Annotated in this window: 9 protein-coding genes, 6 tRNA genes, 3 rRNA genes and 1 riboswitch; of the genes, 1 reads left to right on the forward strand and 17 read right to left on the reverse strand. The window is 48.5% G+C overall.

Annotated features, from left to right (window positions below):
* Window positions 1–122 precede the first annotated feature (122 nt).
* The 7 genes from thiH to crcB form a co-directional block, all read right to left on the reverse strand.
* Window positions 123–1,247, reverse strand: coding sequence for a 2-iminoacetate synthase ThiH (gene thiH / locus J4N39_RS14615; protein WP_252020742.1), 1,125 nt, complete (start codon window positions 1,245–1,247; stop codon window positions 123–125).
* A 1-nt stretch (window position 1,248) separates the two neighbouring features.
* Window positions 1,249–2,013 (reverse strand): thiazole synthase, encoded by a 765-nt coding sequence (locus tag J4N39_RS14620; protein WP_252020743.1) that lies wholly within the window; start codon window positions 2,011–2,013, stop codon window positions 1,249–1,251.
* 1 nt (window position 2,014) lies between these two features.
* Window positions 2,015–2,218, reverse strand: coding sequence for a sulfur carrier protein ThiS (gene thiS, locus J4N39_RS14625; RefSeq protein ID WP_252020746.1), 204 nt, complete (start codon window positions 2,216–2,218; stop codon window positions 2,015–2,017).
* A 12-nt stretch (window positions 2,219–2,230) separates the two neighbouring features.
* Window positions 2,231–3,046, reverse strand: a complete 816-nt coding sequence (locus tag J4N39_RS14630) for a HesA/MoeB/ThiF family protein (RefSeq protein ID WP_252020748.1) — start codon at window positions 3,044–3,046, stop codon at window positions 2,231–2,233.
* The gene (gene thiE, locus J4N39_RS14635; protein WP_252020750.1) at window positions 3,046–4,248 is read right to left on the reverse strand and encodes a thiamine phosphate synthase; all 1,203 of its coding nucleotides are present in this window, start codon (window positions 4,246–4,248) and stop codon (window positions 3,046–3,048) included. The genes J4N39_RS14630 and thiE overlap by 1 nt, the downstream gene beginning before the upstream one ends.
* Entirely contained in the window at window positions 4,248–6,176 is a 1,929-nt protein-coding gene (gene thiC / locus J4N39_RS14640) for a phosphomethylpyrimidine synthase ThiC (RefSeq protein WP_252020753.1), read from the reverse strand. The genes thiE and thiC overlap by 1 nt, the downstream gene beginning before the upstream one ends.
* A gap of 119 nt (window positions 6,177–6,295) precedes the next feature.
* Window positions 6,296–6,407: riboswitch (TPP riboswitch) on the reverse strand.
* A gap of 69 nt (window positions 6,408–6,476) precedes the next feature.
* Window positions 6,477–6,866 carry a fluoride efflux transporter CrcB gene (crcB, locus tag J4N39_RS14645; RefSeq protein WP_252020755.1) on the reverse strand — a complete coding sequence of 130 codons (390 nt, stop codon included), beginning with the start codon at window positions 6,864–6,866 and terminating at the stop codon, window positions 6,477–6,479.
* Between the two features lie 221 nt (window positions 6,867–7,087).
* On the opposite strand from crcB, the gene J4N39_RS14650 reads away from it, so the two are divergent.
* Entirely contained in the window at window positions 7,088–8,254 is a 1,167-nt protein-coding gene (locus J4N39_RS14650) for an MFS transporter (RefSeq protein WP_252020757.1), read from the forward strand.
* Window positions 8,255–8,606: 352 nt separating this feature from the next.
* Here the strand turns inward: J4N39_RS14650 and J4N39_RS14655 are convergent.
* From J4N39_RS14655 to hemG, 10 genes are all read right to left on the reverse strand, one after another.
* Window positions 8,607–8,683, reverse strand: a tRNA-Trp gene (locus J4N39_RS14655).
* A 67-nt stretch (window positions 8,684–8,750) separates the two neighbouring features.
* Window positions 8,751–8,827: transfer RNA gene (locus J4N39_RS14660), tRNA-Asp, on the reverse strand.
* Between the two features lie 42 nt (window positions 8,828–8,869).
* Window positions 8,870–8,986 (reverse strand): 5S ribosomal RNA (gene rrf / locus J4N39_RS14665).
* Window positions 8,987–9,163: 177 nt separating this feature from the next.
* A 23S ribosomal RNA gene (locus J4N39_RS14670) occupies window positions 9,164–12,053 on the reverse strand.
* A gap of 292 nt (window positions 12,054–12,345) precedes the next feature.
* A tRNA-Val gene (locus tag J4N39_RS14675) sits at window positions 12,346–12,421 on the reverse strand.
* Window positions 12,422–12,457: 36 nt separating this feature from the next.
* Window positions 12,458–12,533: transfer RNA gene (locus J4N39_RS14680), tRNA-Ala, on the reverse strand.
* Window positions 12,534–12,562: 29 nt separating this feature from the next.
* A tRNA-Lys gene (locus J4N39_RS14685) sits at window positions 12,563–12,638 on the reverse strand.
* A 2-nt stretch (window positions 12,639–12,640) separates the two neighbouring features.
* A tRNA-Glu gene (locus J4N39_RS14690) sits at window positions 12,641–12,716 on the reverse strand.
* Between the two features lie 96 nt (window positions 12,717–12,812).
* Window positions 12,813–14,365 (reverse strand): 16S ribosomal RNA (locus J4N39_RS14695).
* Together the 16S, 23S and 5S rRNA genes with 6 tRNA genes alongside form the textbook arrangement of a ribosomal RNA operon.
* 466 nt (window positions 14,366–14,831) lie before the next feature.
* Complete coding sequence (hemG, locus tag J4N39_RS14700; RefSeq protein ID WP_252020759.1) at window positions 14,832–15,362, reverse strand: menaquinone-dependent protoporphyrinogen IX dehydrogenase; 531 nt, start codon at window positions 15,360–15,362, stop codon at window positions 14,832–14,834.
* Between the last annotated feature and the right edge of the window lie 23 nt (window positions 15,363–15,385).

Below are 15,385 nucleotides of genomic sequence, written 5' to 3' on the forward strand. Positions count from 1 at the left end.
CAGTAATGAGTGGCCCTTTTTTGTTTGCTAGCGTATACGGTGATGTTTCACGTGAAACACCAGATAGCTATTGCGCTTTCTCAATTTTAACTTGTATGGGTCAGGCTTTACCTCAACAACCCTTAATGATTAAACCCACCGGAATAGGCTTGATGCCAATCTCTCCATACCACTTCTAAGCCACGAGATTTCACTGCGGCAGCTACCTGATCGGCACTGCGCTCATCACTGATTGCAAATTGCTCTAGCTCTTGTTCATCGTTGGCATAGCCACCCGGTTGGGTTTTGGACGCTGCCGAGATAGTCGTGATCCCTAATGGCATCACATTATCTCGGAACGACTCAGACTCTCTGGTTGATAGCGATAACTCAACTTCACCGTTTAGAAGTCGATAGGCACAAATCAATTGCACCAGTTGCTTATCTGACATCACCGACTTCGGTTCAATACTTCCCTCACAAGGGCGAATCCTAGGAAATGAAATCGAATAGCGAGTCTTCCAATAGGTACGCTCTAGGTAGTCTAGATGCGCTGCAACGTGGAAACTGTCAGTGCGCCAATCTTCAAGGCCAATTAGCGCACCAATTCCAATCTTATCAATACCCGCTTTTGCCAATCGATCAGCCGTATCGAGTCGGAAGTTAAAGTCTTTCTTGTTGCCCCGCAGGTGGTGTTTGGCATAGGTCGATGGATGGTAAGTTTCCTGATAGACCATTACCGCATCAAGCCCAAGTTGCTTGAGTTCTGCATACTCATCCTGCTCTAGCGGTTGAACTTCCATGGCCAGATAGCTGAAATTTCTACGTACCTGTGGCAATACCTGGCGAAAGTATTTCATGCCTACCTTGGTTTCGTGCTCCCCAGTCACCAGAAGAACGCTATCGAACTGCATCGACTTGATGGCATCAATCTCTTGGTCAATTTCATCTGCATTTAGGGTCTTGCGCTTTATGCGGTGCTCCATCGAAAAACCACAATAGGTGCATTCATTGGAGCAAAGGTTCGATAGGTATAACGGTACATACATGGAAACCGTATGGCCAAAACGCTTACGAGTCGCCGCAAATGACAGCTGAGCCATCTGTTCCAAATATGCCTCTCCGGCCGGAGAGATCATCGCCATAAAGTCATCTAAATTACGCTTAGGTTTAGCCAGCGCTCGCTCAACGTCCGCTGCAGTCTTAGAGTAGATCGCAAGACGAATCTGATCCCAATCAAACTGTTTAAACTGGTCGCTAAAGGCCATATCAGCTCTCCAAGAACGCCGTCAATGGACTCGATGCTATCGCTTGATTAACACGGCCTGCAAGGCCAGCCTCATAAGCCATTCGTCCACTCTCAACCGCCATCTTAAATGCTTTTGCCATTGCTACTGGGTCCGCTGCAGAAGCAATGGCGGTGTTAACAAGCACCGCATCCGCTCCCAGCTCCATTGCAAATGCAGCGTGAGATGGAGCGCCAATCCCAGCATCTACCACAACCGGCACGTTGGCCTGTTCAATAATAATCTTAAGAAACTCTTCAGAGACCAGACCTTGGTTTGAGCCAATTGGTGCACCCAGCGGCATCACAGCAGCACAGCCAACTTCCTCCAGACGCTTACATAGCACAGGGTCAGCATGACAATATGGCAAGACAATAAAGCCTTTCTCAACCAACTCCTCTGCTGCTTTTAGGGTTTCAATTGGGTCCGGCATTAGGTACTTAGGATCTGGGTGTATCTCAAGTTTTAGCCAATTAGTGCCTAACGCCTCTCGGGCGAGTTCGGCAGCAAAGACTGCTTCTTTGGCTGTCTTCGCACCTGAGGTGTTTGGCAGCAGCTTAATATTGTTTTCGATTAGTGGCGCAAGGATATCGTCTTGCTGATTTTCTAGATCGACTCGCTTAAGAGCCATGGTTGCCAACTCTGAACCAGACACCGCTAGCGACTCAGCCATCAGCTGGCTATTTGCAAATTTGCCAGTACCCGTAAATAGGCGTGACGAGAAAGTATGATTAGCGATAGTTAGCATATCAGCCCCCTGCAATTGCTTGAAACAGCGTAATCGAATCGCCTTCACTTAGCGTGGTAGAAGACCACTGCTGCTTAGGCACAATATTTTGGTTTACCGCCGCAGCGTAGCCCATTGCGTCCTCTACAATCGAAGCTACGATGGCTTCCAAACTGCTATCGCTAGCGACACTGCGAGTCTGGTCATTGATGGTAATCTTGATCATCTTCTATCACTCTTATGCTGGATTTGACGATTGCTCGTGTTGTTTTTGATGCGTGCCACATACGGGACAAGCAGCATTCTTTTCAAAATGTAGTTTTTGCCAACTCATGCCTAGCCCATCAAACAGATGGAGACATACTGAGTTAGTCGAGTTTGATGACTCTATCTCTAACAGATAACGAATTGCAGCTAGCGCTTGATAGGTTCCTAAAGTAGCCACAACAGGCCCTACAATACCCATGGTGCTACAGCTGTTTTTCTGTTTGGGAGCAACAGGCACCAAACACTGATAGCAAGGCTCGCTTGCGTCAAGACTCTCTTGGTCTTTCGCTGGCTGGTTAGTGAATACTGCCATCTGCCCCTTCCAACCAATCGCCGAGGCAGATACCAAAGCCGTGCTACTCTCGACACAGGCTTGGTTAATCTCAAAGCGAGTAGCGAAGTTATCACTGCAATCGAGAACCAAGTCAGCCATCATGACTTCTAGCTTGAGCTGATTGCCCTGAAGCATGCTCCTCACAGCTCGTGCGTGGATTAGTGGGTTGTTGGCTTTGATGGTATCTACTAGTGCTTGCGCCTTGCTAACACCGACCTGCTGATTGCTAAAGGCAACTTGTCGCTGAAGGTTACTAATCTCAACCTCATCTCCATCGGCAATGACAATACTACCTACGCCTGCCGATGCTAAATACAAAGCAACAGGGTTACCAAGCCCGCCTGCGCCAACAATAAGTACCTTGGCTTGCTTGAGTTTTAGCTGCCCCTGTTCCCCAACTTCGCTCAGTGCAACCTGACGCTGGTAGCGGATAAATTCATTATCGGTAAGCATTAGTGCGCTTCAGCCTGATTAAAGATCTGTTGATTAAAGTCGTCTATCACTTGCTTTGGGTCTTCTGACAGAGTGATTGCACGTACTACCGCAAGGCTTGTCACGCCACATGCGTAGACCTGACTTGCGTTAGTCATATCAATTCCCCCTATTGCTACCGTTGGCGTATCACCCAATGCCTTCTGGTAGTGAGCGAGGCGAACGAGCCCTTGTGGTTTGGACGGCATCTGCTTGGTGGTGGTTGGGAATATATGACCAAGAGCAATATAGCTCGGCTTGAGTTGACGAATCCGCAGTAGCTCGTAGTAGCCATGGGTTGATAGTCCAATTCGCAAACCTGCTTGCTGGATCTGTTCTAGGTCTGCTACCGAAAGGTCCTCTTGCCCAAGATGGACACCATAGGCCTGATGTTTAATCGCTAGCTGCCAATAGTCGTTGATAAATAGCTGAGCATTGTATTCACGCCCAAGTGCCGCTGCTCGCTCGATCTGAGCTTCTAGATCGGATTGCTGTGAGTCTTTGATGCGCAACTGTAGCGTAGTGATACCAAGTTTAAGTAGTCGCTCAATCCACTCTACGCTATCAACGACTGGGTATAACCCAAGCTTGTTCGCTTCAACCGATGCAAACTTAGCCCGATTTAGTTTGGTTGTTGCAATATCAAGCTCAGAGTCATTTAGAACTGGAACTGGGAAGTGAGTATCTGAATCGGTCCATGTTTCACGTGAAACACCACCCTGTGTCATGGCTCTCGCCAGCATCAGCGAGTCTTCAAGTGGAAAATCGAGTACAAGAGCTGTCAGAAGCCACGAGAAATGCAGTTGTTCAGAAACAGTACAATCTTCACAACTAAACTCTATTGCTCGACGCTCACCAAGGTGCTGCCAGCAATCAAAGCCGCTTTGCCCTCGCGTAGAGCTCAGTGCAACAAGGTTATCACCATATTGCGAGATTAGCTCTGATATCTGGTTGATGTCAGCTGCATAGATACAGTTAAGAACCTCATCTTGGAGAGTGTTCAATTCGGTTGCAAAGTTGATCGATTGGCTTTGTCCGTCAATTTGGATCTGGAACAAGTGAGTTGGGCTGGTGCCCAACTCGATGTTGCCAGTTTCAAAATCAGCTTGTGCCGCCACCGCTAGGTTTACTTCAATGAGTTCAACTAGGTGTTGGTACTGATTAGGAATTAGCAATTGGTTCATTATGACTCGCTTACTTCTTCAGCTAGTTTGTACAATTGAGAGCCTTGTGCTTTGAACTCTTCTGATTTTTGCTTCATGCCTTCTAGTGGATCGTCGAGTAACTTCACTTCAATCGCTTGGTTCTCATCAAGACCTTTGGCGTACTCACGCACCTCGTGAGATATCTTCATTGAACAGAACTTAGGACCACACATTGAACAGAAGTGTGCTACTTTGCCCGACTCTTGAGGCAGGGTTTCATCGTGGTAAGCACGAGCAGTATCTGGGTCCAGTGCAAGGTTGAATTGGTCTTCCCAACGGAATTCAAAACGAGCCTTAGAGAGTGCATTATCGCGAACCTGAGAGCCTGGATGCCCCTTGGCAAGGTCTGCAGCATGCGCTGCGAGCTTATAGGTAATCAAGCCAACCTTAACGTCATCTTTGTTTGGCAGGCCAAGGTGCTCTTTTGGCGTAACATAACAAAGCATGGCACAGCCGTACCAACCGATCAGCGCCGCACCAATACCAGAGGTAATGTGATCATAGCCCGGTGCAATGTCCGTTGTTAGTGGACCAAGGGTGTAGAATGGCGCCTCGTGACAATGCTCTAGCTGCTCATCCATGTTCTCTTTGATCATGTGCATTGGGATATGACCAGGGCCCTCAATGATGACCTGAACGTCATATTCCCAGGCAATCTTAGTAAGCTCACCTAGAGTGCGTAGTTCGGCAAACTGAGCCTCATCATTGGCATCTGCAACAGAGCCGGGGCGCAGGCCGTCACCGAGAGAAAGCGAGACATCGTATTGGGCACAGATCTCACAAATCTCACGGAAGTTATCGTAAAGGAAGCTTTCTTGGTGGTGTGCTAGACACCATTTAGCAATGATAGAGCCACCACGAGAAACGATGCCAGTAACACGTTGAGCGGTCATTGGAACATGGTGCAGACGGAGACCAGCATGGATTGTAAAGTAATCCACTCCCTGCTCAGCTTGCTCGATAAGGGTATCTCGCATTACTTCCCAGGTTAGGTCCTCTGCGATGCCGTTTACCTTCTCCAGTGCTTGGTACATAGGCACGGTTCCGATTGGCACTGGGCTATTGCGCAGGATCCATTCACGAGTCTCATGAATATTGCGACCCGTAGATAGGTCCATTACGGTATCACCGCCCCAGCGCGTCCCCCACACCAGTTTCTCTACTTCTTCTTCAATAGAAGACGTCACTGATGAGTTACCAATATTGGCATTAACTTTCACCAAGAAGTTACGGCCAATGATCATTGGCTCAGCTTCTGGGTGGTTGATGTTAAGAGGGATAATTGCTCGGCCTTCCGCCACTTCTTGGCGAACAAACTCTGGCGTGATCTCTTTTGGCAAATTTGCACCAAAGCTTTGCCCTGGGTGCTGACGATTTAGCTGCTCATCAGCATACTTAGCACGCCCCATGTTTTCGCGAATCGCTATATACTCCATCTCAGGAGTAATAATGCCCTGACGTGCGTAGTGCATCTGGGTAACACATTTGCCAGTAACCGCACGACGAATTGGAGGCAAGTTACCATAGCGAAGCTCATCCAGGGCTTCATCTTCAAGGCGCTCTTTGGTGTAAACCGAGCTCACGTCATCAAGCACCTCGGTATCAGCTCGCTCGTCGATCCATGCCTGACGCATCTTAGGTAAACCATTATATAGATCGATGGTATGCTCAGGGTCGGTATAGACACCAGAGGTATCGTAAACTCGAACAGGCTCATTCGGTTCGAAGATTGGGTTTTCCTTAGTACCGCCGATTAGGCTGTCAGCCAAAGCGATTTCACGCATGGGTACGCGGATATCGGCACGGCTGCCTTCTACGTAAACCTTGGTTGAGTTAGGGTATGGTTGCACCGATAGAGTATCGATGAAATTCTTCGCTTCCAGTCTCGCTTGTTTGCGACTCGACATAGCATTTTCCTTTGTATTATTAGAGAAATGCTTGGCGGAATGGTGCTACAAGAGGTGCGGGCTTAAGTACAATGTTAGTACTTACTAACCCTATAAGATAAGTGTGGGAACTGCTAGTACAGTTATCTTCTCTTGTTCCCTTCGCAGGTATTAGCCTGATCAGGTTCAACGGATCCCGCAATGCGGTCTCAGCTATGCTCTAAAAAGAGCGAAGCACTCCGACAAGTGACGACAATTATAAAAAAAGAGCAGCGACATAACCACTACTCTTTAACAAATCTGATCTCTGTTTTACATCAACTATAGGCTCGCCCGCATAATCAGCTGAAAACCAATCCATGCAGCTGAGATGCTGAGTACCACATTGAGTAGTACGTTGAGCCCCATCTTGAAAAATGCCCCCTGCTGCATAAGCAATACGTTATCCATAGAAAATGTGGAGAAGGTCGTCAATGCACCTAAGAAGCCAAGACCAATAATCTGGCGCCATGGCTGGGTCGCTAGCAGTTCACTTTCAAACGCCGCAATTAACATCCCCATAATAAGAGAACCAACGACATTGACGGTTAATGTGCCATATGGGAAACCACGACCAAACATAGCGACACAAGCTTCAGAAACCAAGTATCTAGAACATGCACCAAAAGCACCACCCAAAGCAATGCAACCTAATATATACGCCTGACTCATAATTGTAGTTCCATAAAAATCTTGCTCCTAGTTTAAGCATTTCAAACAAGAATTCGAGCCTAATCCACGCAAAGATCTATAACACATTGCACACCATTCAAGATAACTATGAAAAAGTTACAGGAGTCACCTTTGTAAACTAGTGCAATTGAATTAGATACCAATAACGCTTTCCTTGCTTTACTTGTTAACAATTTAACAACATGCAAGGAGTGCATACCATGAGTGTTTCCACCCAAATTACACGAGGCGCTATATTTGCCGCATGCGCATTAGCCGCAGCGGGTGCGTTAGTATTTAACGCCTTTCCACTATATCTATCGAGCATTGCTCAGCAGTTCGGTCTCAACGACGAACAACTTGGTTTGCTCGGCAGTGCTTATCTAGGTGCGTTTGCCCTTGTTGCCCTTTTCTCTCCATTTTGGGTCAAACGTACACCTTGGAAATTGGTCTCAAGCATTGGTTATGCATTGATGGCGATAGGCAGTTATGGATTAACGGTGACTACTGCAGACAATGTGCACCTTGTGATGGCAGCTATCGGTTTTGGCTCCGGCATTGTTTTCACCATTTCTCTTGCGATTCTGAGCGCTGCGCACAACCCTGATAAAGCCTATGGTTGGAAGTTAGTGCTTGAGATGGTATCAGCGGGTATCTTGGTCTATGTCGTCACTAGCATAGTACAAGCTCAGTTTGGTTTTGCTGGCTTCATCTGGACAGTATTAGCCATCTATGCGCTTTCACTAGTCTCACTAGTAAATCTACCTGCCAATTTCCTCGCCAAAGAGCAAGCAAGTGAGAAAGGTAGCAAGCTAAATTTACCTGCACTTCTAGCCTCATTTGCCCTTTTTTTCCAAGCTGGTACGTTTGCCGGTTTGTGGGGCTTTGTAGAGCGCATCGGGTCAGATATGGGGATCGGCTCAGATCTTATTGGCATGACGATCTCAGGATCTATTCTCGCCGGGATCGGTGGTGCACTTTGCTGTGTAGCATTCGGAGCAAAATACTCACACCGCTCTTTGATCTTATCTGGCTTAGCAATATCACTTGTTACTTTAGCATTGCTACAGTGGTTCCCATCCACGCTTACCTTTATCGTCGCAGTATGTTTGATTAATGCCCTACTACAGTTCCTAATAGCGTCTCTAATGGCTCTAGTAACGGATAACGACCAAACGGGTAAGTACACTGTCATGATGGCTTTTGTGCTGCCTATGGGCGGTGCAATCGGCCCAGGTGTACTCGGTGCCATCGTTGAAGCTTACGGCTTTAGCATGGGCTATGTATGGGCAACCTTATTCATCATATTAACTGGTGTAATGGTCGTAGCATCTACAAGTTCTGCACAATCAATACAACAAGGCCAGTTGGCGGCTGAAGAGGGCTAAGCCCCTCAAAAACAACAAAGCCTCGGCACTAAGTCCGAGGCTTTGTTTTATATGGTAAACAGCCTTCAAAGGTTTTCCGCTCTCGTATTAGTCCAAGAAAGCAATTCTTTTGGCTCTTCCCTTTTCCCCTTAGCGTAAGCGTCCGTTAGCAAAGCGTCCCCTTTCCCGAAGTACGAAAAACCTCCATCGTTCGCTAAAGCCTATAAACGCAAAAAAGCCCCGTCTTTCGACGAGGCTTTTAAGATGGCAGGGGTGGAGAGATTCGACCGGGCTGGCGCTCCAGCTCCCAACACTCGCTTTGGAAAAGCGATAGATACGAAAAAGCCCCGTCGTTCGACGAGGCTTCTGTGTGTGGCAGGGGTGGAGAGATTCGAACTCCCAACACGCGGATTTGGAATCCGCTGCTCTGCCAATTGGAGCTACACCCCTAAATTTTTATAAATCCAGCAAACGCTAGATTCAAAAAAACCTCGCAATAGCGAGGCTTTCGAATAAGTGGCGGAGTGGACGGGACTCGAACCCGCGACCCCCGGCGTGACAGGCCGGTATTCTAACCAACTGAACTACCACTCCGCAGTGGCGTACTTGCTATTTGAGCAAGTGTCCAAAATTAAAGCCTGGCGATGTCCTACTCTCACATGGGGAAGCCCCACACTACCATCGGCGCTATTGCGTTTCACTTCTGAGTTCGGCATGGAAATCAGGTGGGTCCACAATGCTATGGTCGCCAAGCAAATTCTGTTTATCGGTAAACGGCCATCGGCATTCGGCCAACGGGGTCTAGCGATAATCATCTGGAAAGCTGTTCTTTGTTCTCACGCCGTCGGCCCTTAGCCGCTCGCCGTTTACCGTCTCTACACATTCAATTCGTTCTTAGCTTTGAGTCCATCAAAACCCCTTGGGTGTTGTATGGTTAAGCCTCACGGGCAATTAGTACAGGTTAGCTCAACGCCTCACAACGCTTACACACCCTGCCTATCAACGTTCTAGTCTCGAACAACCCTTTAGGACACTTAAAGTGCCAGGGAAGACTCATCTCAGGGCTCGCTTCCCGCTTAGATGCTTTCAGCGGTTATCGATTCCGAACTTAGCTACCGGGCAATGCCATTGGCATGACAACCCGAACACCAGAGGTTCGTCCACTCCGGTCCTCTCGTACTAGGAGCAGCCCCCTTCAATCTTCCAACGCCCACGGCAGATAGGGACCGAACTGTCTCACGACGTTCTAAACCCAGCTCGCGTACCACTTTAAATGGCGAACAGCCATACCCTTGGGACCGACTTCAGCCCCAGGATGTGATGAGCCGACATCGAGGTGCCAAACACCGCCGTCGATATGAACTCTTGGGCGGTATCAGCCTGTTATCCCCGGAGTACCTTTTATCCGTTGAGCGATGGCCCTTCCATACAGAACCACCGGATCACTATGACCTGCTTTCGCACCTGCTCGAATTGTCATTCTCGCAGTCAAGCGGGCTTATGCCATTGCACTAACCACACGATGTCCAACCGTGTTTAGCCCACCTTCGTGCTCCTCCGTTACTCTTTGGGAGGAGACCGCCCCAGTCAAACTACCCACCAGGCACTGTCCTCAACCCCGATTAGGGGTCTAAGTTAGAACATCAACACTACAAGGGTGGTATTTCAAGGACGGCTCCACTTGAACTGGCGCCCAAGTTTCAAAGCCTCCCACCTATCCTACACATGTAGGGTCAATGTTCAGTGCCAAGCTGTAGTAAAGGTTCACGGGGTCTTTCCGTCTAGCCGCGGGTACACTGCATCTTCACAGCGATTTCAATTTCACTGAGTCTCGGGTGGAGACAGCGTGGCCATCATTACGCCATTCGTGCAGGTCGGAACTTACCCGACAAGGAATTTCGCTACCTTAGGACCGTTATAGTTACGGCCGCCGTTTACCGGGGCTTCGATCAAGAGCTTCGACTTACGTCTAACCCCATCAATTAACCTTCCGGCACCGGGCAGGCGTCACACCGTATACGTCATCTTACGATTTTGCACAGTGCTGTGTTTTTAATAAACAGTTGCAGCCACCTGGTATCTGCGACTCTCGTTAGCTCCATCCGCAAGGGACTTCACCCACAAGAGCGTACCTTCTCCCGAAGTTACGGTACCATTTTGCCTAGTTCCTTCACCCGAGTTCTCTCAAGCGCCTTGGTATTCTCTACCCGACCACCTGTGTCGGTTTGGGGTACGATTCCTTACAATCTGAAGCTTAGAGGCTTTTCCTGGAAGCATGGCATCAATGACTTCACATCCGTAGATGCTCGACATCGTATCTCAGCGTTAAGAAGAACCGGATTTACCTAATTCTTCCGCCTACGTACTTGAACCTGGACAACCGTCGCCAGGCCCACCTAGCCTTCTCCGTCCCCCCATCGCAATTGTAAGAAGTACGGGAATATTAACCCGTTTCCCATCGACTACGCCTTTCGGCCTCGCCTTAGGGGTCGACTTACCCTGCCCCGATTAACGTTGGACAGGAACCCTTGGTCTTCCGGCGAGGAGGTTTTTCACCCCCTTTATCGTTACTCATGTCAGCATTCGCACTTCTGATACGTCCAGCAGCCCTTACAGACCACCTTCAACCGCTTACAGAACGCTCCCCTACCCCGCATACAAAGTATGCAGCCGCAGCTTCGGTTTACTACTTAGCCCCGTTACATCTTCCGCGCAGGCCGACTCGACCAGTGAGCTATTACGCTTTCTTTAAATGATGGCTGCTTCTAAGCCAACATCCTGGCTGTCTGAGCCTTCCCACATCGTTTCCCACTTAGTAGTAATTTGGGACCTTAGCTGGCGGTCTGGGTTGTTTCCCTCTCCACGACGGACGTTAGCACCCGCCGTGTGTCTCCCGGATAGTACTTACTGGTATTCGGAGTTTGCAAAGGGTTGGTAAGTCGGGATGACCCCCTAGCCTTAACAGTGCTCTACCCCCAGTAGTATTCGTCCGAGGCGCTACCTAAATAGCTTTCGGGGAGAACCAGCTATCTCCAGGTTTGATTGGCCTTTCACCCCTAGCCACAAGTCATCCGCTAATTTTTCAACATTAGTCGGTTCGGTCCTCCAGTTGATGTTACTCAACCTTCAACCTGCCCATGGCTAGATCACCTGGTTTCGGGTCTATATCCAGAGACTACATCGCCCAGTTAAGACTCGGTTTCCCTACGGCTCCCCTAGATGGTTAACCTTGCCACTGAATATAAGTCGCTGACCCATTATACAAAAGGTACGCAGTCACCCCACAAGGAGGCTCCTACTGCTTGTACGTACACGGTTTCAGGTTCTATTTCACTCCCCTCACAGGGGTTCTTTTCGCCTTTCCCTCACGGTACTGGTTCACTATCGGTCAGTCAGTAGTATTTAGCCTTGGAGGATGGTCCCCCCATATTCAGACAGGATATCACGTGTCCCGCCCTACTCGATTTCACTGATGATGCGTCGACAACTACGGGACTATCACCCTGTATCGTTGAACTTTCCAGAACATTCGTCTAACGCATTAAAAGCTTAAGGGCTAATCCAATTTCGCTCGCCGCTACTTTCGGAATCTCGGTTGATTTCTCTTCCTTCGGGTACTTAGATGTTTCAGTTCCCCGAGTTCGCCTCACTAACCTATGTATTCAGTTAGTGATGACCGCTTATGCGGCCGGGTTTCCCCATTCAGAAATCCCAGACTCAAATGGTTTTTACTACCTAATCTGGGCTTATCGCAAGTTAATACGTCTTTCATCGCCTCTGACTGCCAAGGCATCCACCGTATACGCTTAGTCACTTAACCATACAACCCGAAGGGGTCTTTACGTATGGCAAACAACCAAGGTTTCGTTATCTCATTATTGAATGAGCGAGATAACATTTCGATTTTGCCGGACTCAAATTTCCAAGAACACTTGAATGTGTGTTGGTACCTAATTCTAAGAATTAGGATTTGAGAACTTTTAATTTGAATAACAACGCATATCTAAAAGATATGGGGATTGTTGTTATTCGTCAGCTTTCCAAATTGTTAAAGAGCATGAGTTTCTTATCGAAACCATTTTTAAAAACACTCACAAGAATGCGTTTAAAGATGGTGGGCGATACCGGGCTCGAACCAGTGACCCCCTGCTTGTAAGGCAGGTGCTCTCCCAACTGAGCTAATCGCCCACGATAAGTTTTACGTCCTGTGGAAGACGTCAAGAATGGTGGAGCTAAGCAGGATCGAACTGCTGACCTCCTGCGTGCAAGGCAGGCGCTCTCCCAGCTGAGCTATAGCCCCATCTTGAAAGTTATTTCTCAAAGGAGAAATGGTGGGTCGTGCAGGATTCGAACCTGCGACCAATTGATTAAAAGTCAACTGCTCTACCAACTGAGCTAACGACCCAATGGTATCCCGTAGGGGAGTCGAACCCCTGTTACCGCCGTGAAAGGGCGGTGTCCTAGGCCTCTAGACGAACGGGACACTGCGCGAACATGTCTTGGGGGACATATTCAAAACTCTCTTACTTTATAAACCGTATCAATCTGTGTGGACACTAATCAAAGCTAATCTTTCGTATAAGGAGGTGATCCAGCCCCAGGTTCCCCTAGGGCTACCTTGTTACGACTTCACCCCAGTCATGAACCACAAAGTGGCAAGCGTCCTCCCGAAGGTTAAACTACCTGCTTCTTTTGCAGCCCACTCCCATGGTGTGACGGGCGGTGTGTACAAGGCCCGGGAACGTATTCACCGTGGCATTCTGATCCACGATTACTAGCGATTCCGACTTCATGGAGTCGAGTTGCAGACTCCAATCCGGACTACGACGCACTTTTTGGGATCCGCTCACCATCGCTGGCTGGCAACCCTCTGTATGCGCCATTGTAGCACGTGTGTAGCCCTACTCGTAAGGGCCATGATGACTTGACGTCGTCCCCACCTTCCTCCGGTTTATCACCGGCAGTCTCCCTGGAGTTCCCGACATTACTCGCTGGCAAACAAGGATAAGGGTTGCGCTCGTTGCGGGACTTAACCCAACATTTCACAACACGAGCTGACGACAGCCATGCAGCACCTGTCTCAGAGTTCCCGAAGGCACACCTGCGTCTCCGCTGGCTTCTCTGGATGTCAAGAGTAGGTAAGGTTCTTCGCGTTGCATCGAATTAAACCACATGCTCCACCGCTTGTGCGGGCCCCCGTCAATTCATTTGAGTTTTAATCTTGCGACCGTACTCCCCAGGCGGTCTACTTAACGCGTTAGCTCCGAAAGCCACGGCTCAAGGCCACAACCTCCAAGTAGACATCGTTTACGGCGTGGACTACCAGGGTATCTAATCCTGTTTGCTCCCCACGCTTTCGCATCTGAGTGTCAGTATCTGTCCAGGGGGCCGCCTTCGCCACCGGTATTCCTTCAGATCTCTACGCATTTCACCGCTACACCTGAAATTCTACCCCCCTCTACAGTACTCTAGCCTGCCAGTTTCAAATGCAGTTCCGAGGTTGAGCCTCGGGCTTTCACATCTGACTTAACAAACCACCTGCATGCGCTTTACGCCCAGTAATTCCGATTAACGCTCGCACCCTCCGTATTACCGCGGCTGCTGGCACGGAGTTAGCCGGTGCTTCTTCTGCAGCTAACGTCAAACACTAACGCTATTAACGTTAATGCCTTCCTCACTGCTGAAAGTACTTTACAACCCGAAGGCCTTCTTCATACACGCGGCATGGCTGCATCAGGCTTGCGCCCATTGTGCAATATTCCCCACTGCTGCCTCCCGTAGGAGTCTGGACCGTGTCTCAGTTCCAGTGTGGCTGATCATCCTCTCAGACCAGCTAGGGATCGTCGCCTTGGTGAGCCATTACCTCACCAACTAGCTAATCCCACCTGGGCTAATCTTGACGCGAGAGGCCCGAAGGTCCCCCTCTTTGGCCCGAAGGCGTTATGCGGTATTAGCTATCGTTTCCAATAGTTATCCCCCACATCAAGGCATATTCCCAGGCATTACTCACCCGTCCGCCGCTCGACGCCGTTATCGTTCCCCGAAGGTTCAGATAACTCGTTTCCGCTCGACTTGCATGTGTTAGGCCTGCCGCCAGCGTTCAATCTGAGCCATGATCAAACTCTTCAATTTAAGATTTTGTCGGCTCAATGAATACTGAACATTGCTCTTGCTAATAAATAGCATAAGTAATGTTTGAATTGACTGTGCTGAGTCTTTCGACTCAATGGTCACTTCGTATCATTGAAACCAAGTTGAAACCGAAGTTTCGTTTTTGATTATCGTCAACGAGTGCCCACACAGATTGATAGGTTTAAATTGTTAAAGAGCTTTCACTTCGTGAGGTCTCTCTCGAAGTGGACGGTCATTTTAGCGAGTTAAGTTTTAGTGTCAACCACTTTTTTCAAAACTTTTTCAAGCAACTTGCTTGGCTAAGTGACCTTGCTAACTCGTTAGTGCTTTCTTTCGAAGCCATCCCGTGTCAGCGAGGTGGCATTATAGAGATCCGAACTTAGTTGGCAACCCCTTTTTAAGAGTTTTTTCTATTTTTTGTATCGAATGGATAAAAGGGCAGCAAACCACTCAAAAAAACATCAAATCAGCCCTGTTCTCGCACTTTTTGACCGAATAAAGCCACCTTTTCCCAGTTGGTGTATTCCACTTCTTTGCTTGTATCCGTCTCTCCACCAGTCATCGACATAATAAAGCGGATCATGACTCGGTCGAACCAACCGTATCTTGGGTAGAGCAATGCACCAGCAAAAACTCCGATGAGCTTTGGCTGCCATGGGGATTTCTTCAAGAACGTCTTGATGTAAGCACTGCCCTCTGGTGTGTCTTTACCCTGGTCTTCTTTTCGTGCGGTCAGGTTGACACAAAAGAACGCTGGTTGGTGCTGATTCAGCTGTTGCAAATTGGTCTGAATAAACTGGTAAAGCTTCTTATTTAGGTGTCCATAGCGAATTGAAGCACCAATCACAACTTTATCGTAGTCTGCAAAGTCGATTGAGCCTAACTGATGCAGGTCCAAAGTCTCGCACTGATGTTCAGGCAACTGATTCTCGATCGCTTTAAGAATTTTTTGAGTTTGCCCTTCTCGGCTTGAATATAGAAGCAGTGCTTTTTTCATTATGAGTCCTTGCTATATAGAAG

Source organism: Vibrio sp. SCSIO 43136 (genome assembly GCF_023716565.1).
In the GTDB taxonomy this organism is placed as follows: domain Bacteria; phylum Pseudomonadota; class Gammaproteobacteria; order Enterobacterales; family Vibrionaceae; genus Vibrio.